General features: G+C 65.4%; 18 protein-coding genes. 8 read left to right on the forward strand and 10 right to left on the reverse strand.

The window, feature by feature from the left end; all coding sequences use genetic code 11:
- Position 1: 1 nt before the first annotated feature.
- Genes ACZ0AV_RS07165 through ACZ0AV_RS07180 form a run of 4 tightly spaced genes read right to left on the reverse strand, consistent with a single transcriptional unit; the run spans position 2 to position 5,468 of the window.
- On the reverse strand, positions 2-1,459 hold the full coding sequence (locus ACZ0AV_RS07165; RefSeq protein ID WP_499153316.1) for a GspE/PulE family protein: 1,458 nt from the start codon (positions 1,457-1,459) through the stop codon (positions 2-4).
- Entirely contained in the window at positions 1,453-3,405 is a 1,953-nt protein-coding gene (gene gspD, locus ACZ0AV_RS07170; RefSeq protein WP_499150397.1) for a type II secretion system secretin GspD, read from the reverse strand. The genes ACZ0AV_RS07165 and gspD overlap by 7 nt, the downstream gene beginning before the upstream one ends.
- A gap of 3 nt (positions 3,406-3,408) precedes the next feature.
- A complete protein-coding gene (locus ACZ0AV_RS07175; protein ID WP_499153317.1) occupies positions 3,409-3,831 on the reverse strand; it encodes a pilus assembly protein PilZ in 423 nt (140 codons plus the stop codon).
- Positions 3,831-5,468 carry a bifunctional UDP-sugar hydrolase/5'-nucleotidase gene (locus tag ACZ0AV_RS07180; protein WP_499150398.1) on the reverse strand — a complete coding sequence of 546 codons (1,638 nt, stop codon included), beginning with the start codon at positions 5,466-5,468 and terminating at the stop codon, positions 3,831-3,833. Before ACZ0AV_RS07180 ends, ACZ0AV_RS07175 begins: the two co-directional genes overlap by 1 nt.
- Before the next feature lie 241 nt (positions 5,469-5,709).
- Here ACZ0AV_RS07180 and ACZ0AV_RS07185 point away from each other — a divergent pair, with 241 nt between their 5' ends.
- Positions 5,710-7,749: a PhoX family protein gene (locus ACZ0AV_RS07185; protein ID WP_499150399.1), complete on the forward strand. Its 2,040-nt coding sequence runs from the start codon at positions 5,710-5,712 to the stop codon at positions 7,747-7,749.
- A 980-nt stretch (positions 7,750-8,729) separates the two neighbouring features.
- Here the strand turns inward: ACZ0AV_RS07185 and gspK are convergent.
- Positions 8,730-9,695: a type II secretion system minor pseudopilin GspK gene (gene gspK, locus ACZ0AV_RS07190; RefSeq protein WP_499150400.1), complete on the reverse strand. Its 966-nt coding sequence runs from the start codon at positions 9,693-9,695 to the stop codon at positions 8,730-8,732.
- A gap of 150 nt (positions 9,696-9,845) precedes the next feature.
- On the opposite strand from gspK, the gene tatA reads away from it, so the two are divergent.
- The 5 genes from tatA to ACZ0AV_RS07215 all read left to right on the forward strand — a co-directional run bounded on the left by tatA (position 9,846) and on the right by ACZ0AV_RS07215 (position 12,942).
- Positions 9,846-10,076, forward strand: coding sequence for a twin-arginine translocase TatA/TatE family subunit (gene tatA, locus ACZ0AV_RS07195; protein ID WP_499150401.1), 231 nt, complete (start codon positions 9,846-9,848; stop codon positions 10,074-10,076).
- On the forward strand, positions 10,076-10,366 hold the full coding sequence (tatB, locus tag ACZ0AV_RS07200; protein WP_092364090.1) for a Sec-independent protein translocase protein TatB: 291 nt from the start codon (positions 10,076-10,078) through the stop codon (positions 10,364-10,366). The genes tatA and tatB overlap by 1 nt, the downstream gene beginning before the upstream one ends.
- Positions 10,363-11,112: a twin-arginine translocase subunit TatC gene (gene tatC, locus ACZ0AV_RS07205; protein ID WP_499150402.1), complete on the forward strand. Its 750-nt coding sequence runs from the start codon at positions 10,363-10,365 to the stop codon at positions 11,110-11,112. The genes tatB and tatC overlap by 4 nt, the downstream gene beginning before the upstream one ends.
- A 363-nt stretch (positions 11,113-11,475) precedes the next feature.
- On the forward strand, positions 11,476-11,904 hold the full coding sequence (locus ACZ0AV_RS07210; RefSeq protein ID WP_499150403.1) for an organic hydroperoxide resistance protein: 429 nt from the start codon (positions 11,476-11,478) through the stop codon (positions 11,902-11,904).
- Between the two features lie 27 nt (positions 11,905-11,931).
- Positions 11,932-12,942, forward strand: a complete 1,011-nt coding sequence (locus ACZ0AV_RS07215) for an alpha/beta hydrolase (protein ID WP_499150404.1) — start codon at positions 11,932-11,934, stop codon at positions 12,940-12,942.
- Positions 12,943-13,002: 60 nt separating this feature from the next.
- Here the strand turns inward: ACZ0AV_RS07215 and ACZ0AV_RS07220 are convergent, their stop codons facing one another.
- Complete coding sequence (locus tag ACZ0AV_RS07220) at positions 13,003-13,320, reverse strand: NGG1p interacting factor NIF3 (protein WP_499150405.1); 318 nt, start codon at positions 13,318-13,320, stop codon at positions 13,003-13,005.
- Positions 13,321-13,621: 301 nt separating this feature from the next.
- Positions 13,622-17,518, reverse strand: a complete 3,897-nt coding sequence (gene purL, locus ACZ0AV_RS07225; protein ID WP_499150406.1) for a phosphoribosylformylglycinamidine synthase — start codon at positions 17,516-17,518, stop codon at positions 13,622-13,624.
- A 212-nt stretch (positions 17,519-17,730) separates the two neighbouring features.
- On the opposite strand from purL, the gene mltF reads away from it, so the two are divergent.
- Positions 17,731-19,194: a membrane-bound lytic murein transglycosylase MltF gene (gene mltF / locus ACZ0AV_RS07230; RefSeq protein ID WP_499150407.1), complete on the forward strand. Its 1,464-nt coding sequence runs from the start codon at positions 17,731-17,733 to the stop codon at positions 19,192-19,194.
- A gap of 84 nt (positions 19,195-19,278) precedes the next feature.
- Positions 19,279-19,710: a bleomycin resistance protein gene (locus tag ACZ0AV_RS07235; protein WP_499150408.1), complete on the forward strand. Its 432-nt coding sequence runs from the start codon at positions 19,279-19,281 to the stop codon at positions 19,708-19,710.
- Positions 19,711-19,952: 242 nt separating this feature from the next.
- On the opposite strand, the gene ACZ0AV_RS07240 is transcribed toward ACZ0AV_RS07235, so the two are convergent.
- From ACZ0AV_RS07240 to ACZ0AV_RS07250, 3 genes are all read right to left on the reverse strand, one after another.
- On the reverse strand, positions 19,953-20,603 hold the full coding sequence (locus tag ACZ0AV_RS07240; RefSeq protein WP_499150409.1) for a tetratricopeptide repeat protein: 651 nt from the start codon (positions 20,601-20,603) through the stop codon (positions 19,953-19,955).
- A 139-nt stretch (positions 20,604-20,742) separates the two neighbouring features.
- Positions 20,743-21,219, reverse strand: a complete 477-nt coding sequence (gene tadA, locus ACZ0AV_RS07245) for a tRNA adenosine(34) deaminase TadA (protein ID WP_499150410.1) — start codon at positions 21,217-21,219, stop codon at positions 20,743-20,745.
- A gap of 30 nt (positions 21,220-21,249) precedes the next feature.
- The gene (locus ACZ0AV_RS07250) at positions 21,250-22,626 is read right to left on the reverse strand and encodes a multicopper oxidase family protein (protein WP_499150411.1); all 1,377 of its coding nucleotides are present in this window, start codon (positions 22,624-22,626) and stop codon (positions 21,250-21,252) included.
- Positions 22,627-22,861: the final 235 nt, after the last annotated feature.

Below are 22,861 nucleotides of genomic sequence, written 5' to 3' on the forward strand. Positions count from 1 at the left end.
CTCAGCCCTGCACCGCTCGCAACACTTCGGCGAGGCTGGTATCGCCGCGGGCCAGGCAGTCGCAGGCCATCGCCGACAGGCTCTGGCGGCGATCCTCGAGGTAGGCGTGCATGCTCACTTCACTGGCGCCGCTGTACAGCAGCGCGATCAGCCCGGCGTCCAGCTCGATGAATTCATAGAGGCCCAGGCGGCCCTGGTAGCCGCAACCCTGGCATTGTTCGCAGCCGACTGGATGGAAGCTGTGATCGAGCCCGGCGAGCTCCGGCATCAGGTGCCGTTCGGCGTCCTGCAGGGGCTTGCGCACCGCGCAACTGCACAGGCGGCGAACCAGGCGCTGAGCGAGCACACCGCGCAGGCAGGAAGCGATCAGAAAGGGCTCGATGCCCATGTCGCGCAGCCGCGTCACCGCGCCCACCGCGCTGTTGGTGTGCAGCGTGGACAGCACCAGATGCCCGGTGAGGCTGGCCTGCACGGCAATCTGTGCGGTCTCCCGGTCACGGATCTCACCGAGCATGATCACGTCCGGGTCCTGGCGCAGGATCGCCCGCAAGCCAGTGGCGAAGGTCAGCCCGGCACGCGGATTGATGGCCGTCTGGCCGATGCCGGCGATGGCGTATTCCACCGGGTCTTCGACCGTGAGGATGTTGCGGCTGCCGTCGTTCAGGCTGTTGAGGCTGGCGTACAGCGTGGTGGTCTTGCCCGAGCCGGTCGGCCCGGTGCTCAGCACGATGCCATTGGGGCGGCTCAGGCAGGCGCGCAGGCCCTGCTCCACCGCGGGCGGCATGCCCAGGTTGGGCAGTGCCAGCAGGCTGGCCTGCTTGTCGAGCACGCGCATCACCACGCGCTCGCCATGGATACCCGGCAACGTGGACACCCGCACGTCGACCTCGCGCCCGGCAGCCCGCAGAGTGATGCGGCCGTCCTGGGGCTGGCGCTTTTCGGCGATGTCCAGCCGCGCCATGACCTTGATCCGCGACACCAGCATGGCCGACAGCGCACGCGGCGGGCGCAACACCTCACGCAGGTGGCCGTCGATGCGCAGGCGCACCACCAGGCTTTGCTCGAAGGTCTCGATGTGTATATCGGAGGCTTGCAGCTGCAGGGCCTGGGCGAACAAGCCATTGATCAGGCGGATCACCGGCGCCTCGTCATCGCTTTCGAGCAGGTCCTCGATGCGCGGCATCTCGTTCATCAGGCTGGCCAGATCGACCTGTTCGCCAATGCCCTCGATCAGCGCCGCGTTCGCGCCCTCGCCAGCCTGGTACAACAGGCCCAGGCGCTGCTCGAACTCGGCGCGTGGCAACCGGCACACCGAACCCGGCGCACCCGCGACGCGCAGCAGTTCCTGTAACTGGTCGCTGTCGGCGTCATCGCACAGCCACAGGTTCCAGTCGCCCTCCCCGGGCACCCAGGCCAGGCCGGCCTGGCGCGCCAGGCGGTAGGGCAAAAGGCTCACCAGACACCCTCGTCGAAGCGTGCACGGCTGGCCGGAAACAACTGCGGCAAGCCGGGATCGGCGTCCGCGGCCGGCAGCTTGAGCACGGTGTCGCGCTGCAGGTTCCGGTATTTCTCGGCACTGAAGCTGGCGATGCTCGGCCCGTCGCGCAGGATGCGCGGGCGGATGAACACCATCAGGTTCTGTTTCACACCGCTCTTGCCGGTGGAGCGAAACAGGCGGCCGAGGCCGGGGATGTCACCGAGCAGCGGCACCTTCTGATCGGTGGTGCTGGCCTCATCGCTGATCAGCCCGCCAAGAATGATCAGGCCGTTGTCCTCGACCATCACCTTGGTCTTGATCTCCCGCTTGTTGGTGATCACATCGCTGGCGGAGGCGAAGTCGGCGATCGACGACACTTCCTGGACGATGTCCAGGCGCACGCTGTTGTCGATGTTGATCTGCGGCTTGATACGCAACTTCACGCCGACCTCGCGGCGCTCGATGGTCTGGTACGGGTTGCTGTTGTTCTGGGTCACCGAACCGGTGACGAAGGGCACTTCCTGGCCCACCAGGATCGACGCCTCGGCGTTGTCGAGGGTCAGCAGGGTCGGCGTGGACAGCAGGTTGAAACCGCTCTTGCTCTTCAACGCATTGAGCAACACGGCGAAATTGAAACCGCCGCCAAAATTACCGATCCCGGCGGTCGCGCCGTTGACGCCCGAGAGCAGCTCGCCAAGGGCGGCGTTGTCACCGCTGGCCGCCGCACCGGCGATGCTCGCGATGTTCGCGCCGCCCGCGCTGAAGTTGACCACACCGGCGCCGAGCCTCTCGTCGGCGAACAGCCATTGCACGCCCAGCTCCTCGGCGCGCGAGTCGGAGACTTCGGCGATGATCGCCTCGACCACCACTTGGGCACGGCGAATGTCCAGTTGCTCGACGATGGAGCGGTAGGCGGCCAGCTCGCTGTCAGGGCCGACCATCACCACCGCGTTGGTGCCCTCTTCGTACTCCAGGCGCACCCCCGAATCGCTGATCGGCAGGCGCGCCACCTGGGCGCCCTCGGCGCCTTCGCCGGGTGTCTGCGGGGCCTCCTGGCTGAGCCCGCGTAGCACCTTGACCACCTCGGCGGCGTTGGCATGGCGCAGGTAAATCACCTGGGTGTTGGAGCTGCGCAGCTCGCCACCGGGGCGGTCCAGCTGCGTCAGCAGGGCGCGCACCCGCTCACGGCTGTCGGCGCTGCCGCGTACGAGCAGGGCGTTGCTGCGCGGGTCGGCGATTACCTGGGCGCTGTCGCCGCCCTTTTCGCTGGCCAGCAGGCGGGTGATCAGCAAGCTGGTGTCGGCGGCGCTGGCGTGCTGCAGGGGCATCACCTGCAGCGGCTCGTCACTGACCTGATCGAGCTCGGCGAGCAGGCGGTCGATACGCGCCAGGTTGCTGCGCCAGTCGGTAATGACCAGCAGGTTGGCGGCCGGATACGGGGTGATGACGCCGACCCGCGGGTCGATCAGCGGCTTGAGAATGCCGAGCAATTGCTCGCTGGCGGCATTGCGTACGCTGAACACCCGCGTGGCGATGCCGTCGCCGCCTGCCGTCTGCTCGCCACTCGGGTCCACGGGCACCGGCTCCAGGCGCGCGGCCTGATCAGGGAGAATTTTCACGCTGCCATTGGGCAGGTTGACCGCGGCGAAGCCCTGGGCGCGCAGCTGGGCGAGAAAGATGTCGTAGATCGCTTCGCTGTCATGGCGTTCGACCGTACGCACGGTGACCTTGCCCTTGACCCGCGGGTCGACGATGAAGGTGGTGCCGGTAATCTGCGACACGCTGTCGATGAACTCGCTGAGCTCGGTGTCGACGAAATTCACCTCGTACAGCGGCGACTCGGCGACTGGCAGGTCCAGCACCTCCTCGGCCAGAATCGGTGCCGAGCCCAGGGCCAGCAGCGCGGTCAGGCAGTAGCGAACGATCATCTCTTATCCTTGCCGCTTGAAACCGGTCACGGCAGGCCGTGGCGGCCAGGGCAGGCGCTCGCGCCGCCCCTGGTTGTCGAAAATCAGCCCCGTGTCGTCGATCTCCTGCAGCACGATGCCGGGCGCCAGGCGTTGCCCTAGGCTGATGCTGCGCACCTGTTGGCCGAAGCGCAGCACCACCACGGTGGCGCTGAGGGGTACCGCGCGCAGCCCACCCAGGTACTGAACCGGGAGGCGCGTCAACGGCACGGCACCGTCGCCGGCCTGCAGTTGCCAGTGGCCCACCAGCAGGCCGGGCACCACCGCCATGTCGACGGCGGGCGCCCGTGCCGGCTGCGGCTCTTGGCTGAGCTGCAACACGCATTGCGCCGCCAGCCAGGCACCGAGGGTCAGCCACAGCCCCGCCCACACCTGCGGCCGGCTGATCAACTGATACCCCTGGGATGCCAGCCAGGATGGCCCTGCACGAAGCGCACACTGGGCAGATGCAGGGCAGGCAACTGCCAGCCGTCCGGTTGCCTGGCCAGCCACGCCTCGATGCGCTGCCACAGCGGCTCGCCTGGCGCGGCCTCGGCGCCCATCGAGATGCTGCGGCACGCACCCTCGTGTGGCGCCAGGCCGGCGATACGCTTGCCGGTCGGGCTGTAACTGACCTGCCACGGCTGCCCCTGCCAGCGCGGCAGGTCCTGGCTGTTGTCGAGTAACAGGGGATCGCCGAACAGCTGCTCGGCGGCATTTTCCAGCACCCGGTCGAGCGGCCCGATTGGCGCCTCCACCACGGGTGCCGGGTGGCCGCCGGTCAGGCTGATCAGGTGCTCGCGGGTAATGGCCTGGCCGGCGGCCACGGGGCTGTCGTAACGCAGGCCGGGCAGAAGCACCTGCATCTGGCCGTCGTCGGAGAGCGCCTGATGCAGCAGGCGGTCCCAACTGCCGCCGCGGGTATCGCGCCGCCACAGCGCCTCAGGTGCCTTGCCCAGCGGCTGGTCCAGCCAGGCGGCATGGGAGGCGCGCTGGCCCTGCAACTGGGTGCGCAAACGCGCCGCATGCGCCTGGCCCGTCGGGGTGAGCAGGTGCTCGAAGGCAGGATGGAAACGGACCACGAAAGTCCATTGCCCGGCCTGCCGCTGACAGCCGATATGAAAGGCACCGCTGGCCCGACAGCCGGCCAGCAACACCGGCACGCGCCTGCCGCTGCTCTGTAGCGCCTCGATGGGTGCTGGCCAGAAATCCTGGCCGCGGGCACACAGCAACAGATCGGCATCGCCCAGCCGCTCGGCCAGCCACAGCCCGGGGCCGGTTCCCACATCGGCCAGGGCAATGACCAGATCGGCCTCTGCGCGAGCTTGCTGGAAGGCCGGCAGCAGCGACTGGTACCACTGTTTCAGGGAGGCGCGCTGATCGGCGGCATAAGGGTCGGTGACGCCGACTACCGCCACCCGTACACCGGCCCGGTGGATCACGGTGAATGGCTGGGTGCCCAGCGTCTGCGCCTGGGCTTCTGCCAGGCCCGCAGCGACCACGGGCCGCGCGTACTGGCGATAGAGGCCGGCACAGCGCTGTGGCCACAGCACGCGTTCGTCACTGCTGACGCGCACCTCGCTGCCCAGCAATTGGCTGCCTTGAATACCGCTATCGCCCTGGCTCAGGTAAGCCAGGCCGCTGCCGTTCCAGCCCTGGCCATTCTCCAGCGTCAGGCAGCGCTGCGTGCCGTGTCGCTGGCGCAGCTCTTCGAGCAGGGCGCCCAGTACTGCATAGCCGCCCGTGCTGACGCCCTCTGCCAGGCGTGCATCGAGCAGCGGGTTGAGTTCGCTGCGCGCCTGGTGGGCATCACTGCCACTGCGCCAGGGCGCTCGCCCGAGGTGCGAAACAGGTCCCAGGCGGGTGGCCGGCACCACCGGTTGGCCGGGCTGGCGCGCGTCCAGGGTGTCGGCGAAATACAGCAGCTCCAGCTCGGACTGGCCGTCCGGCCGCGAGGTCGCGAAGCCCGAGCAGGCACTGAGCAGGGGCGCCATGGCGCCGATGCCCATCCAGCCCATCACTTCACGTCTGCCGATGTTCGTCATGGCCCCGCTCGCCTCACTTGCTCAATGGTCGGGGCGGGATACTGGGCGGATTATGTGACAGTTTAATGGCAGTTGTCTGACGACGGCTTCTTTATTACCGATTAAAAAAATCAGATAAATCAAACAGGTAGCGTCACAAAGTTTTAAATAGCCGTTAACACAACTGCCAAGAAATCATCACACTCGATCTCTACAGTCCCGGTTTCCTCAAGCCGCTTCAATAGAAAAAGGACATGACCTGATGAGTCGAGATACCGGCGATAACCTGGACCGTAACCTCAGTGGCAACCTGCCGATGGCATCGGTTCTGGATACGTACCTGAGCCGTCGCAGCGTGATGCGCGGTGGCCTGGGCGCCGCGATTGCGATGATCGCGGGCACCGGCCTCACCGGCTGTTTCGACAGTGACAGCTCCAACGACGATCCGGCCACCGAGCCGCCCGCCGAGGCCCCACTGGCGCTCGGCTTCCAGTCCATCGCCGGCTCGCGCACCGACGCCTGCGTGGTAGCTGCCGGTTACAGCGCCTTCGTACTCGCGCCCTGGGGCACGCCGTTCAACAGCGCAGGCGGCACCTGGAGAGCCGATGGCACCAACACCGCCCTGGAGCAGGAAAACTCGGCCGGCATGCACCACGACGGCATGCATTTCTTCCCCATCAACGGCAGCTCCGATGACGGCCTGCTGGCGATCAACTACGAATACATCGACGAGAACGCCCTGCACCCCAGTGGCCCGACCACCACCAATGGCCGCCGCCCGGCCGAAGAGGTGCGCAAGGAGATCAACGCTCACGGGGCAGGCGTGGTGCGTATCAGCAAGGTCGGCGGCCGCTGGCAGGTGGTCGACAACGACCCGCTCAACCGCCGTTTCACCACGGCAACGGTCATGGACATTTCCGGCCCGATGAGCGGCACCGATTCGCTGAAAACCAAGTTCTCGCCGACCGGCACCCAGACCCGCGGCACCAACAACAACTGCGGCAACGGCTACACCCCGTGGGGCACCTACCTGACCTGCGAGGAAAACTGGCCGTCGATCTTCATCAACACCGGCGTGCGCCCCGCCGATCAGCAACGTATCGGTATCGCCACCAGCACCGGCCGTTATGGCTGGGAAACCGCGGCCGGGGATGCTTCGGAACAGGACGAGGAATTCGCCCGTTTCAACATCACCCCGAGCGGTGCATCGGCGACCGACGACTACCGCAACGAAGCCAGCACCTACGGCTACATCGTCGAGATCGACCCCTATGATTCCAGCACCCGCGCCGTGAAACGCACCGCCCTGGGCCGCTTCCGCCATGAGGGCTGCTGGCCCGCACTGCCGGTGGTCGGCAGGCCGGTGGTGTTCTACAGCGGCGACGACTCGAACAACGAATACCTGTACAAGTTCGTTTCCGACGCAGTGTGGGATGCAGCCGACGCCAACCCGAGCGACCGCCTGGCCACCGGCGCCAAGTACATGGACAACGGCACCCTGTACGTCGCCCGCTTCGATGCCGATGGCACCGGCGCCTGGCTTCCCCTGGTACCGGCCACACCGACGACCGGCGGCAGCACCCTGGGCGCCCTGTTCACCGACCTGCCGGGGATCATTCTCAATACCCGCGGCGCTGCCGATGCAGTGGGCGCCACGCCGATGGATCGACCGGAGTGGACCGCCGTCAACCCGCTCAATGGCGACGTCTACCTGACCCTCACCAACAACAGCGCACGCACCGCCGCGCAAGTCGATGCCGCCAACCCGCGCGGCCCGAACCGCCACGGTCACGTGATCCGCTGGCACGACAGCGACGACCAGCTGAGCTTTGCATGGGACATCTTCGTGTTCGGTGCCAATGCGGCCGGCGCCCCGGACATCAACCGTTCCGGCCTGACCGAACTCAACCAGTTCGCCAGCCCGGACGGCATGAGTTTCGACAGCCGCGGCATTCTGTGGATCCAGACCGACAACGGCGAAGCCACCGTGACCAGCTACACCAACGACCAGATGCTGGCGGTCGTGCCCACCAACCTGGTCGACGCCAACGGTGAACAGGTGCCGGTCAACGCGCAGAACCAGGTGGACCTGCGCCGTTTCTTCGTTGGCCCCAATGGCAGCGAGGTGACCGGCATCGCCTTCACGCCAGACAACAAGACGATGTTCGTCAACATCCAGCACCCGAGCAACTGGCCATTCACCGACGTCGCCACGGACGAAACGCCCGCCGGCACCACTGTGCGCCCACGCGCCTCGACGGTGGTGATCCAGCGCGACGACGGCGGCGAAATCGGCGTCTGACCTGCCCCTTGGCACGGGTTCATCCCGTGCCATTTACCTGGATCGAGCTCCGCGACATCCAGGCCCTTCTCCCCGTGCGTCGCATTCGCCGCCGAGGGCGACGCTCCCGCACATGCGGCGTCGGACGCCCCTTTTGCAGGCACCTCGATATCGTAGGAGCCGCGACCCCGCGGCGAATAGCGGCCACACCGCAGATTTCAGAATATCCACCATCGCATTCGCGCCGAGGGCGCTCCCACACATGCGGCGTCGAACGCCCCTTTTGCAGGCACCTCGATATCGTAGGAGCCGCGACCCCGCGGCGAACAGCGGCGACACCGCGGATTTTCAGAACATCCACCATCGCATTCGCGCCGGGGGCGACGCTCCCACACATGAGGCGTCGGACGCCCCCTTGCAGGCACCTCGATATCGTAGGAGCCGCGCCCCCGCGGCGAATAGCGGCGACACCGCGGATTTTCAGAACATCCACCATCGCATTCGCGTTGAGGGCGACGCTCCCACACATGCGGCGTCGAACGCCCCTTTTGCAGGCACCTCGATATCGTAGGAGCCGCGACCCCGCGGCGAATAGCGGCGACACCGCGGATTTTCAGGACATCCACCATCGCATTCGCGCCGAGGGCGACGCTCCCACACGTGCGGCGTCGAACGCCCCTTTTGCAGGCACCTCGATATCGTAGGAGCCGCGACCCCGCGGCGAATAGCGGCGACACCGCGGATTTTCAGAACATCCACCATCGTATTCGCGCCGGGGGCGACGCTCCCACACGTGCGGCGTCGAACGCCCCCTTGCAGGCACCTCGATATCGTAGGAGCCGCGACCCCGCGGCAAATAGCGGCGACACCGCGGATTTTCAGAACATCCACCATCGCATTCGCGCCGAGGCCGAAGAATACAGGCGCCCAGAAACCCAAAGATCGTGAACAGGTTCTCTGTCAGTGCCCTAGGGTCTGTCGCGTTGAAACGGCAACAGCCCCTAGAACGGCAAGGGTTCACGGCTGATCACCTGCACCCGCTGAGCGGGCACCTGGGCGTGCCAGCGCACCACGCCCTGGGCCTGCACCTGAAACTGGCTGGTGATGGGCCGACCATCCTGCTCGAACTCGAGTTGCAGCATGAAATCACCGCTGTTGAGTAGCAGCCCTTCGCTCAGGCGTTCAAAAGTCGCGTCGTCGACGGCGCCCAGAGCCTCACGCAGGGCAGCCGCATCACGGTAACCGTTGGCGGGTCGGCCGGTGACGATGCGGGCCAGCAGCGAACGCGAGAACTCGCCCTCGTAGAGCGCATCGAGCAAGGGCAGATGCTCCAGATTCAAGGCGTTGGCATTCAATCGCCAGCCCGAGGTCTGCGGCAACGCGCAGAGTTGCGGGTAGCGCAGTTGCCGACCACGCTGCGGCGCGAGCAACAGATTGAGTTCGCTCATGTCGACCATCGGCTGGTTGGCCGCCAGCCGCGCCGGTGTCTGGCGCAGGTACTGATCGCTTTCGGCCCCGTGCAGGCGGCTCTCGCCATCGCCGTCGATCCAGTCCGCCAGCGCCTGTACCAATTGCTCGGCGGCCAGGTCGTCGCCAAGCAGGTGCTGCAACTGGCGTTCGGCCCGCTCGGCCTCCTGGCCGGCCAGCGCATTGACGTTGAAGCAACTGTGCAGATCACGGATACGCAGGGTCGCCGCTCCGCCCGCGAAGGCGTAGCGCAGCGGCTGCCCACGCAGGGCTTGCCAGAACAACGGGCTCTGCCGCCAGGCAGGGTCCCTGAGCGCCTGCTCGGCGAAGGCCAGGCCGGCGACTTCCAGGGCCCGCGCCTGGATCCGCTGCTGCTGCAGGCGCACCGCATCGACCTGCTGCCGTCCCTGCTGCACCATCCACGCCAGCCCGCCGGCGAGCATGGCCAGGGCCACCAGCACCATCAATAACGCCGCGCCACGTTGCCGCCTGCATCCCATCACTCGCACCCCGAACCAAAGAGCCGACAGTCAACAGGTTGAATGTTGCAGCGACGTGGCAAAACGCACTTCCGGTCATCGCCGCGTCACCGTAGCGTCATAAAGCCCAGGCAGATTAGCCCTTCAATTTCATAGCGTTGGAGAGTTTTCATGGGCGGCATCGGTATCTGGCAATTGGTGATCGTGCTGTTGATCGTGTTCCTGCTGTTCGGCAGCAAGCGCCTCAAGACACTGGGTGGCGATCTGGGCGAAACCATCCAGGGTTTCCGTAAATCCATGGCCAGCAGCAATGCACCCGACGAGGCGCCGACGCAGGTTGAGCAGAGCACGCCTGTGCACGGCCCCCAACAGTCTCACGCCCACGCGGATCGCCAGGCCTGATGTTCGAGGTCGGTTTCACCGAATTGCTGCTGGTGAGCGTGGTGGCGCTGCTGGTGCTCGGCCCGGAGCGCCTGCCGGTCGCCGCCCGTACCCTGGGGCGCGGCCTGGGGCAGGCGAAACGGGCAATGCGTATGCTGCGCGACCAGGTCGAGCGTGAGCTGGATGCCGAAGCGGTGGGCAAGGAACTGGACGCCGCACCGTTGCGACAACTGGAGCAGGAACTGCGTCGCGGGATCAACCTGCAGGCACAACCGCAGCCAGCAACCGGCAAACCGGAGGCCACCACATGAGCGACATGCCGCTGACCGCTCACCTGGGCGAACTGCGCAAGCGCCTGGTGCGCTGCCTGCTGGTGATCCTGCTGGCATTCCTGGGCCTGTTTCCGTTCGCACAGACGCTTTACACGATGATCTCCGAGCCGCTGCGCCGCTACCTGCCCGAAGGCGCGAGCATGATCGCCACCAGCGTGACCTCGCCGTTCCTGGCGCCCTTCAAGCTGACCCTGATGGTCGCCGTGTTCATCTCGATGCCGGTACTGTTGCATCAGGCCTGGGGCTTCGTGGCACCGGGGCTGTATCGCCGCGAGCGGCGCATCGCAGTGCCGCTGCTGGTGTCGAGCATCCTGCTGTTCTATGCCGGCATGGCCTTCGCGTTCTTCGCGGTATTCCCGATGATGTTCGGCTTCTTTGCCAGCGTCACGCCGGACGGCGTGGAGATGATGACCGACATCGCCCTGTACCTCGATTTCATCCTGGCGCTGTTCCTGGCATTCGGACTGGCGTTCGAGATTCCGGTGGCCACCTTCATCATCGTCTGGGCCGGGCTGACCGACGTCGACACCCTGCGCCGCAGCCGGCCTTACGTGATCGTCGGCTGCTTCGTGGTGGGCATGCTGCTCACCCCGCCCGACGTGTTCTCGCAGACCATGCTGGCGGTACCGATGTGGTTGCTGTTCGAAGTCGGCCTGATCGCCTGCGGCAGCATCCAGCGCCGAACCAGGCAGGACGGCGAGCAGGAACTGGCGGTCGCCGACTGACGGCCGGCACGGCACGCCGGCGAGCGCGCGAACGCTTGCCCGGCGGCACCCGCAAACGCCCACTCGGCTCTGCGCCAGCAGCCACTGGAAGGCGGGCAGAGCGGCCACCCGTTTCGTGAGTCAACGCGCTGCCCCCCCTGCCCCTGGCCGAAATGCCCTTGGCGCAGCGAGCGCCGTGCCTGTCCAGGCCTACCAATCAGATTACCTGGCCACCCCCCGATCCCCTGCCTGCAAAGCTTGGCCATCGGGTGTGGAAATTTTTTCATATTTATCTTGCGCGCAATATTTTATCGGACTACATTTCATCCCAGTGAATTAGTTAGCGCACAAGATATTAATCAGACAGCAAAAGGAACCACGCTCATGCACACCATCGAAGCCCTCTACACCGCCACTGCTACCGCCACCGGGGGCCGCGACGGCCGTGCCGTCTCGTCCGACGGCAACCTCGACGTGAAACTCACCACGCCGCTTGAGCTGGGCGGCCAAGGCGGTGATGCCACCAACCCGGAGCAGCTGTTCGCGGCCGGGTACTCGGCCTGCTTCATCGGCGCGTTGAAATTCGTTGCCGGCCAGAAAAAGCAGGCGTTGCCCGCGGCCACGTCGATCACCGGCAAGGTCGGCATCGGCCAGATTCCCAACGGTTTCGGCCTCGCCGTCGAGCTGGACATCAGCCTGCCGGGGCTCGATCAGGCCGCCGCCCAGGCACTCGTCGATGCCGCACACCAGGTCTGCCCTTACTCCAACGCGACCCGCGGCAACATTGCCGTGCGCCTGAACATCAACGTCTGACCCCACTCGCCACTCAGGAATGCACCCATGAAACTGATCCAGGTTTTCGCCACTGCAGCACTCACCCTTGCCGTTGGCCAGGCGTTCGCGGCCGGTGGCCCTGATGTCGAAAAGCAGACCCAGGGCTTCCTCGATGCCCTGGCAGCCGGTGGTGGACAACCACTGGAAACCCTCGCCCCCAAACAGGCCCGCGCCGTGCTCAGCGGTGCCCAGGCAGGCGCCAAGCTGCCGGCTGCGGAGGTGAGCCACAAGACCATCACGGTCGATGGGCAGTCCATCAACCTTACGGTGGTTCGCCCGGCGGGTGCCAAAGGCACTCTGCCCGGCTTCATGTTCTTCCATGGCGGCGGCTGGGTGCTGGGCGATTACCCGACCCACGAGCGGCTGATCCGCGATCTGGTCAACTACTCCGGCGCCGCTGCGATCTACGTCGACTACACGCCATCACCCGAGGCGCATTACCCGACGGCGATCAACCAGGCGTACGCTGCCACCCGCTGGGTCGCCGAGCATGGCCGCCAGATCGAGGTGGATGGCAAGCGCCTGGCCGTGGCTGGCAATAGCGTGGGCGGCAACATGGCGGCGGTGGTCGCTCTGATGGCCAAGGACAAGGGCACCCCGGCGTTGAAGTTCCAGGCGCTGCTGTGGCCGGTTACCGATGCCAACTTCGACACGCCGTCCTATCAGCAATTCGCCGAAGGGCACTTCCTGACCCGCAACATGATGAAGTGGTTCTGGAACAGCTATACCACCGACCCCAAGCAGCGCGCGGAAATCTACGCCTCGCCGCTGCGGGCAACCACGCAGCAGTTGCAGGGCCTGCCACCCGCGCTGGTGCAGACCGCCGAGCTCGATGTGCTGCGTGACGAAGGCGAAGCCTACGCCCGCAAACTCAACGCGGCGGGGGTCACGGTCACCGCGGTTCGCTACAACGGCATGATCCACGATTACGGCCTGCTCAATGCGCTGAGCGAGGTGCCGACCGTGCGCCTGGCCGTGCAACAGGCCGGTGAAGCGCTCAAGCACCACCTGAAATAATCGGCGATGCGACGAGGCCCCATGGCATCAGGTGCCGTGGGGCCTCGTTGTGTGCAGAAGCTAAAAGTTCAGATCGGACAGGCGCCACACGTCGAAGGCCGGGGTCTCGTAAGGGTGGTTTTTCTTCATGGCCTTCACGGCGTTATGGATGAGTTCGTCAGCCACCACCAGCTCCACCTTCCACTCGGCAATGGTGGTCAGCTCGCCCGGCTGCCCGATGAACGGCGTGCTGCCGTCGAGCGGACGGAACTGCCCACGGCCGAGGGTTTGCCAGCAGCACTGCTCATAGCCGCCAACGCGCCCGGCGCCAGCGGCGAACACTGCCGACTTCACGCTTTCCAGATGACTTTCCGGAACGTAGAAACACAGTTTGTACATCAACTACTCCGCTGCAAGTCGCTGAAAACAATGAGCTAATCATGCCATAGCGTAATGGCATATCGCCTTATCAGGTTCGTGACGGAACCGACATTGCTGACATATTCAGACTCACGTCCAGGGGCACCGTTCCTAGAGAAAGCAGCGGTAATTGCATTGCGCGACATACCGCACATCCGCAGTGGCGCGGCAAACCGTCGCGCACCCTGGCGACAGGCATCGCCCTGCAAGCCGGTTCGACGATGCCCCCGAATGAAAACGCCAGGCAATGCCTGGCGTTTTCATTCGGCCTGTCGGGTGATCAGTCGACCCACACCCGCGCATTGCGGAACATGCGCAGCCAGCCGCCGTCTTCCTGCCAGTCGTCGGGGCGCCAGGAGTTCTGCACGGCGCGGAACACGCGCTCCGGGTGCGGCATCATGATGGTCACGCGGCCGTCGCGGCTGGTCAGCCCGGTGATCCCGCGCGGCGAACCGTTGGGGTTCGCCGGGTAGGTTTCGGTGACCTTGCCGTGGTTGTCGACGAAACGCATCGCCACGGTGCCGGACAGGTCAGCCTCCAGCAGTGCCTCTTCGCTTTCGAACTCGGCATGCCCTTCACCGTGGGCGATGGCGATCGGCATGCGCGAACCGGCCATGCCACGCAGGAAGATCGAGGCCGACTCCTGCACCTGCACCATGGCCACGCGCGCTTCGAACTGCTCGGAACGGTTGCGCACGAAGTGCGGCCAGAACTCGCTGCCCGGAATCAGCTCGTGCAGGTTGGAAAGCATCTGGCAGCCGTTGCACACGCCGAGGGTGAAGCTGTCCTTGCGCTCGAAGAACGCCTGGAAGGCATCGCGGGCACGGGTATTGAACAGTGCCGATTTGGCCCAGCCCTCACCGGCGCCAAGTACGTCGCCGTACGAGAAGCCGCCACAGGCGACCAGGCCCTTGAAGTCGTTCAGGTCGACACGACCGGCGAGGATGTCGCTCATGTGCACGTCCAGCGCCGCGAAACCGGCGCGGTCGAACGCCGCGGCCATCTCCACCTGGCCGTTGACGCCCTGCTCACGCAGCACGGCGACCTGCGGGCGCACGCCTTTCTTGATGTACGGCGCGGCGATGTTGTCGTTGACGTCGAAGCCCAGCTTGACGCTCAGGCCGGGGTTGTCTTCTTCCAGCAGCGCATCGAATTCCTGGTCCGCGCAGTCGACGTTGTCACGCAGACGCTGAATGCGGTGGCTGGTTTCCGCCCATTGGCGCTGCAGCAGACGACGCTGGCCGGTGAATACCGGCTGGTCGTTGAAGCTGATGGCCACGTCACCGTTGTTGACGGGCTGGCCGATCACCGCGACGCAATCGCCGAGGCCGGCAGCACTGAACTGCGCCAGCACGTCCGGGGTGGCGTCCTGGCGGACCTGAATCAGCGCGCCGAGTTCTTCGTTGAAGAGGATGGCGGCCAGTTCCTCGCGGCTCTCGGCCAGACCGTCGAGCTGCAGGTTCAGGCCACAGTGGCCGGCAAAAGCCATTTCCAGCGCACTGACCAGCAGGCCACCGTCGGAGCGGTCGTGGTAGGCCAGCAGGTGACCGTCGGCGTTGAGGCCCTGGATCACCGCGAAGAACGCCTTGAGGTCTTCGGCGTCGTCAACGTCCGGCGCCTGGCGGCCGAGCTGGCTGTACACCTGGGCGAGGATCGAGGCGCCCATGCGGTTCTGGCCACGGCCGAGGTCGATCAGGATCAGGTCGGTCTCGCCCTTGTCCATGCGCAATTCGGGGGTCAGGGTCTTGCGCACGTCGGTGACCGGGGCGAAGCCGGTGATGATCAGCGACAGCGGCGAGGTGACGCTCTTATCACAGCCCTCCTCACTCCACTTGGTCTTCATCGACATCGAGTCCTTGCCGACCGGGATGGTCAGGCCCAGCTCGGGGCACAGCTCCATGCCCACGGCCTTGACCGTGTCGTACAGCCGCGCGTCTTCACCGGGGTGGCCGGCTGCCGACATCCAGTTGGCCGACAGCTTGATGTCGGACAGTTTGTCGATGCGCGAGGCGGCGATGTTGGTAAGGGTTTCACCGATGGCCATGCGCCCGGACGCCGGCGCATCGAGCAGTGCCAGCGGGGTACGCTCGCCCATGGCCATGGCTTCGCCGGTGTAGACATCGAAGCTGGTGGCGGTGACGGCAACGTCGGCCACCGGCACCTGCCATGGGCCGACCATCTGGTCACGCGCCACCAGGCCGGTGATGCTGCGGTCGCCGATGGTGATCAAAAAGCTCTTGCTGGCCACAGCCGGGTGACGCAACACGCGCTCGGCGGCTTCGGTGATGTCCAGGGTGCTGGGGTCGAAATCATCGCCCAGCTCGGCTTCCCGGGTGACCGAACGGTGCATGCGCGGCGGCTTGCCGAGCAGTACTTCGAGCGGCATGTCCACCGGGGTATTACCGAAATGGCTGTCGGTGACGGTCAGGTGCGGCTCTTCGGTGGCCTCGCCAACCACCGCGAACGGGCAGCGCTCGCGTTCGCAGATAGCCTGGAAGCGGTCGAAATCGACGGCACTGACGGCCAGTACGTAACGCTCCTGGGACTCGTTGCTCCAGATCTCGTGCGGGGCCATGCCCGGCTCGTCGTTGGGCACGTTGCGCAGTTCGAAACGGCCGCCACGGCCGCCATCGTTGACCAGTTCCGGGAACGCATTGGAGATGCCACCGGCGCCCACGTCGTGGATGAAGGCGATGGGGTTCTTGTCGCCCAATTGCCAGCAGCGGTCGATGACCTCCTGGCAACGGCGCTCCATTTCCGGGTTCTCGCGCTGCACCGAGGCGAAGTCCAGGTCCGCCGAGCTGGCACCGGTGGCGACCGACGACGCGGCACCGCCACCGAGGCCGATCAGCATGGCCGGGCCGCCAAGCACGATCAGCTTGGCGCCGACGGTGATCTCGGCCTTCTGCACGTGATCTTCACGGATGTTGCCCATGCCACCGGCGAGCATGATCGGCTTGTGGTAGCCACGCACTTCGTCGCCGTGGGGGGTGCTGATCGATTGCTCGAAGGTCCGGAAGTAGCCGGTCAGCGCCGGGCGCCCGAATTCGTTGTTGAACGCCGCGCCGCCCAGCGGGCCTTCGATCATGATGTCCAGCGGGGTGACGATACGCTCCGGCTTGCCGTAGGCCTGCTCCCACGGCTGTTCGAAGCCGGGAATGTTCAGGTTGGAGACGGTGAAACCGGTCAGCCCGGCCTTTGGCTTGGCGCCGCGGCCCGTGGCGCCCTCGTCGCGGATCTCGCCGCCGGAGCCGGTGGACGCACCCGAGAACGGCGAGATGGCCGTCGGGTGGTTGTGGGTTTCCACCTTCATCAGGATATGCACCGGCTCCTGCACCGCGCCGTACTGACGGGTTTCAGGATTGGGGAAGAAGCGCCCGGCGGTGTGGCCGACGATCACCGAGGCGTTGTCCTTATAAGCGGACAACACGTTCTCGCTGTGCATCTGGTAGGTGTTCTTGATCATGCCGAACAGCGACTTTTCCTGGCTTTCGCCGTCGATGTCCCAGCTGGCATTGAAGATCTTGTGGCGGCAATGCTCGGAGTTGGCCTGGGCGAACATCATCAGTTCGATGTCGTGCGGGTTTCGCGCGAGGTTCTGGAAGGCGCTGACCAGGTAATCGATCTCGTCTTCGGCCAGGGCCAGGCCCAGGTCGGTATTGGCCTTTTCCAGCGCGGCGCGGCCACCGCCAAGGATGTCCACGGCGGTCAGCGGCTTGGGCTCGGCATGGCTGAACAGCTCGGCGGCGTCTTCCAGGTTGCCGAGCACCAGCTGGGTCATGCGGTCATGCAGGATGGCCGCCGCCCGCTGCACATCGGCGTCGCTCAGCTCGCCCGCCAGGTAATAGGCGATGCCCCGCTCCAGGCGGCGGATCTTGCCCAGGCCGCAGTTGCGGGCGATGTCGCTGGCCTTGCTCGACCACGGCGAAATGGTGCCGAAACGCGGAATGGTCAGCAACAGGCGACCGGAGGGCTCCTGCACCGGCACGCTCGGCCCGTACTTCAGCAGACGGGCCAGCACCTGCTCTTCGTCGGCACTCAGCGCACCGTCGACATCGGCAAAGTGTGCGAACTCGGCGTAAAGGCCGGTCACAGCGGGCACCTTGCTGGTCAGTTGCTCGAGCAATTTACCGTGGCGAAAAGCAGAAAGGGCGGGAGCGCCGCGCAGGATCAACATCGGGGACAGCCTCTGGGAAGGGGTGTACTTTGAGGCCGCGTATTCTAGCCTAAAGCGTCGTGCGCGGCACGTCCGCTCGCACCATGCGGCAAGCGCCCGGGCAGCGCCTCGCTGGCGCCTCGCATGGGCGGCAAATAAAGTGCGTTTGCCTAGCAGAGCGCCGCTGCACTGTCCAGATATGGAACGGCACGGCGTTGGCGTATACTGCCCCGATGCCCTCCTCTTACCTGATTGGCAAGCGCTACGCCGGTTGGCTCTCGGCGATCGGATTACTCCTGATGCTCGGCGGCTGCGCGGAACCTCCCAGCAGCCTTGAGCGGATCAAGGAGGAAGGCGTGCTGCGCGTGATAACCCGCAACAGCCCGGCCACTTATTTCCAGGACCGCAACGGCGAAACCGGCTTCGAGTACGAGCTGGTCAAGCGCTTCGCCGACGACCTGGACGTCAAGCTGGAGATCCAGACTGCCGACAACCTCGATGACCTGTTCGCCCGCCTTGGCCAGCCTAACGGCCCGGTGCTGGCTGCGGCCGGCCTGGTGGAAAGCCAGGGCCGCCAGCAGAGTGCGCGGTTCTCGGTACCCTACCTGGAAGTCACGCCGCAGATCGTCTACCGCAACGGCCAGCGCCGCCCGAGCCGCCCTGCGGACCTGGTCGGCAAACGCATCCTGGTACTCAAGGGCAGCAGCCATGCCGAGCAACTGGCGGCGTTGAAGATCGAAGTGCCGGAACTGCAGTACGAAGAGTCGGCCGATGTCGAGGTGGTCGACCTGTTGCGCATGGTCGATGAAGGGCAGATCGACCTCACCCTGGTCGACTCCAACGAACTGGCCATGAACCAGGTGTATTTCCCCAACGTGCGCGTCGGTTTCGACCTTGGCGACTCGCGCAACCTGGGCTGGGCCGTGGCACCAGGTGAAGACACCAGCCTGCTCGAACAGGTCGACGGCTTCCTGCGCCGCTCCCAGGACAACGGCAGCCTGCAGCGCCTCAAGGAGCGCTACTACGGGCACGTCGACGTACTCGGCTACGTGGGCGCCTACACCTTTGCCCAGCACCTGCAGCAGCGCCTGCCGCGCTACGAGAAGCACTTTCGCAAGGCCGCCCAGGAACATGGCCTGGACTGGCGAATGCTGGCGGCGGTGGGCTATCAGGAGTCGCTCTGGCAGCCCGGCGCGACCTCCAAGACCGGCGTGCGGGGCTTGATGATGCTGACCCTGCGCACCGCCCAGGCCATGGGCGTATCCGACCGTCTCAACCCGCAGCAGAGCATCCAGGGCGGCGCCAAGTACCTGGTGCACGTCAAGGAACAGCTGCCGGACAGCATTCAGGAGCCAGACCGCACCTGGTTCGCCCTGGCTTCCTACAACGTGGGCGGCGGCCACCTGGAAGACGCGCGCAAATTGACCGAAGCCGAGGGGCTGGACCCCAACAAGTGGCTCGACGTGCAGAAGATCCTGCCGCGTCTGTCGCAGAAACAGTGGTACAGCAAAACCCGTTACGGCTACGCCCGCGGCGGCGAGCCGGTGCATTTCGTGCGCAACATCCGCCGCTACTACGACATCCTCACCTGGGTGACCCAGCCGCAGCTCGAAGGCAGCCAGGTCGCCGAAAGCGGCCTGCACGTGCCGGCAGTCTCCAAGGATCACCCCGAGCAGCAGGAAAAGGCGCCGCTCTGAGTGCGGCCGTCTTACCGACCCTTTTCCTAGAGCGCTATCCATCCGAGACAGCCTTAGCCACTCGCCATCGACGGAAGCCAGCTCATGCTGAACAGAAGCAGACTGGTTCCCGAATTGATGGTGATGGACCTAGATAGAAGCCTGAAATTCTGGGTGGCGTGCCTGGGGTTCACGGTTGCCTATCAGCGTAATGATGAAGGCTTCGCGTACCTGGATAGGGACGGGGCCCAGATCATGCTGGAGCAGATCGACCCACATGCCGGACAGTGGATTACCGGCCCGCTGCAACCGCCCTTGGGCCGCGGTCTTAATTTGCAAATCGATGTTCGCGCCGTGCAACCCATCATCGAGAAACTCCAACAGGCCGGGCATGCTCTGTTCCGCGCTTGCGAAGACGTCTGGTACCGGGCCGATGAATCAGAGGTGGGGCAACGCGAATTTCTCGTCCAAGACCCTGACGGCTATCTCGTCAGGTTGGTAGAGCGGCTAGGTGTCAGAGATCGGCAAATCACGTAGCCCGCCGAACAGGCCCGATAAGCGTGTGCGCACAGTAACCGCCCCTGGAAATGACTTTTCATAATCTCAGTGAACGTGCGCAACGCGGCAGTAACGTGACGGTGGCTGGAGTAATAAAGCCGCCTATCCACTGGAGGCGAACAGCCCCCGAGAAGCAGCCAACCTTCCCATGGTCACCTGCTCTACTCCTGAAAAGCTGAGCGGCCAGCACGGCACCTGCCTGAAATGGCAGGGCGCTGGCATTACTTGTCCTTTTCCATCCTGCTGAGCAGCGAATCCAGATACTGCTGCGCACTGCGCGCCTCGTCAGGATCTTTGGTCTGGTTCGCAGCAGCCCGGTACCAATACGCCGCCTGCTGATAATCGCGGGGGACAATCCTGCCACCGTCGTAGATGATCCCCATCAGCTTCTGCGCCCCCGGAACGCCTTTTTCGGCGAGCTTCTTGGTCCAGTTGAAAGACTGCTGGGGATCTTTCGCCACGCCCTCCCCGATGGCGTACTTGGCTGCTACGGCAGTTGCTGCTGTTTCGTTGCCTTGTTCGGCGGCCTTGAGCGTCCACTTGAACGACAGGTCCGGGCGCTTTTCCACGCCCCAGCCAAACTCGTACTGGCGCCCGAGCCACACGGCGGCACCCGAATGCCCCTGTTCGGCCGCCTTGGTGTACCACTGCGCGGACTGCTCGAAGCTCTGCTTCAAACCCTTGCCCATGTAGTAACGGTTGCCCAGTTCGTACTGGGCGTCGATATTGCCCTTGTTGGCAGACTCGACCACCGCGGCGAGTTCGCTGTACTCATCGAAGGCTGCCGGCTGTGCCATCAGGCGCACTGGCTGGAACACGCAAAAGGCCAGGAAGAGGGACAGCAACAAGAGCCGCTTCGCAGAATCGCGCATGAGCATTCACCAGACTGAAAGATGAGCGATCATATACAGCACCGCTGCATAACGGCTAACAATCGCTGCCGAGGCTGATCACCCAGGTAGTACGCGTCGATTGCCGCCCTGGACCTATGGCGCCCTTTGTGAGCCGGCATTACCCTCGCCGCGCCTTGAAGAATGCCTTCAATACCGCCCCGCACGCCTCCGCCAGCACCCCGCCCTCGACCAGCACACGGTGGTTGAGAAACCCCTGATCGAAGAACTGGCCGCGGCTTATCGCCATGCCAGCGCGGGGTTCGCTGGCGCCGAATACCACGCGCTGTACGCGCGAGTGAACGATGAGCCCTGCGCACATGGCGCAGGGCTCCAGGGTCACGTACAGGGTGCTGCCCGGCAGGCGATAGTTGTCGACTGCCTGAGCGGCGGCGCGGATGGCGACCATTTCGGCGTGGGCGCTGGGGTCGCTGGTGGAGATCGGGCAGTTGAAACCGCGACCGATCACCTCGCCGCCCTGCACCAGCACGGCGCCGACCGGCACTTCACCACGGGCAGCGCCTTCGGCGGCCAGCTCCAGCGCCTCGCGCATGAAGCGCTCGTCGTGGCTGCGGTCGATGATCAGCGGGGCTCTCAACGTTGAGCTCTCAAATCAGGCGCACTCACTTCAGGCGATCTCGATGGCGGCCATCAGACCGGTTTCCATGTGGTCGATGACGTGGCAATGGAACATCCATACGCCGGGGTTATCGGCCACAAAGGCGATGCGCGCGGTCTCGTTCTTGCCGAGCAGGAAGGTGTCGGTGTAGTACGGCTCGATCTTGCGACGGTTGGAATCGAGCACCTTGAAAATCAGCCCATGCAGGTGGATCGGATGCTGGTACTGGGCCATGTTGCGCAGCACGAAGATATAGTGGCCATCCTTCTTCAGGCTGGCGATGGGGCGGTCGGCGCAGGTCTTGTCGTTGATGTCCCAGGCCTGGCCGTTGATCTGCCAGTACTTGTAGCGCCCGGCGGCTTCGTCGGCAGGCGATGCCAGGGAGGCCGCCCATTCGAAGTTGAAGCGCAGCGTTTCGGCCTGCGCCAGGTCCGGCTCGGCCACCGGGTTCGGCGGCAGGGCTGGCGGCCAGTCGGCGGTGGGTTCAGCACTGGCCCGCGCCTTTATGGTGGCCAGGCGCAGCGGCCCGTTGCGCAGCGACAGCTCATCCGCGCCGACTGCCGGCACTTTGAGCGCCAGGTCGATGCGCATGCCCGGCCCCAGCCAGTACTCCTTGCCCAGCGGGCGCGGTTGGACCGGGTTGCCGTCCAGCGCATAGATGCGTGCCTCGCCCTTTGGCAGGTTGAGCCGGTAGGTGATGGTGCTGTCGACGTTGATCAGGCGCAGGCGTACCACCTGGCCGGCGGGCAGTTCCAGGGTCGGCAGCGACACACCATTGATGGTCGACAAGCGCCCACGGGTGCCCTCACGTGCCGCCTCGCGAGGTACGCTGAAGGCGGTGAAGGCACCCTCTTCGTCCACGTGCCAGCTCTTCAGGCAGAGGGTACGCTCGTGCCTGAAGCCGGTCGGCTCGCGCTCCTCGATGATCAACGGGCCGACCAGGCCGCGGCCCAGTTGTCGGGCGCTCGACTCATGCGGGTGGTACCAGTAGCTGCCGGCATCCGGAGTGACGAAACGGTAGTCGAAGAACTCACCGGGCAGCACCGGCGCCTGGGACACATAGGGCACGCCGTCCATTTCCAGCGGCAGGCGGATGCCGTGCCAGTGGATGGTGGTCGCTTCGGGCAGGTGATTGATGAAGCGCACCCGCAGCTCGTCGCCCTGGCGGCAGCGCAGCTCCACCCCGGGTGCCTGGCCACCGAAGGTCCAGGCGGGCGTCACATGGCCGGGCACCAGTTCGATGTCATGGGCGGCAGCGATCAGCTCGTAGTCGTGGGTCTTGCGGTCGAACGGGCGCCCCAGCCAATAGCGCGCCCCGCCGGCGCCAAGGCCAACGACGCCAAGGCCGACCAGACCGCCCAATACCTGCCTACGGGTGAAACTCATGAAGCTGCTCCTGAAACGGGACTGCGGTGACGCTAAATCAGGTTGATCGCCCGCGCCTCTGCGGGCGCTGGAAAGCTGCGAACGATACACCCTGAGGGCTGGGCCGTTAAGGCTGCGCCTCGGTAATGTGCCGGCGAACGACGTCGCCGGGTGGATCGCCAGGTGGACGAGGCATCGTCCCCCTGCCAGATCTGGCACGGTGCGTCGGGTGGACGACCCGCCGTTCATCCACCAC

This window comes from Pseudomonas sp. AC532 (assembly GCF_979258965.1).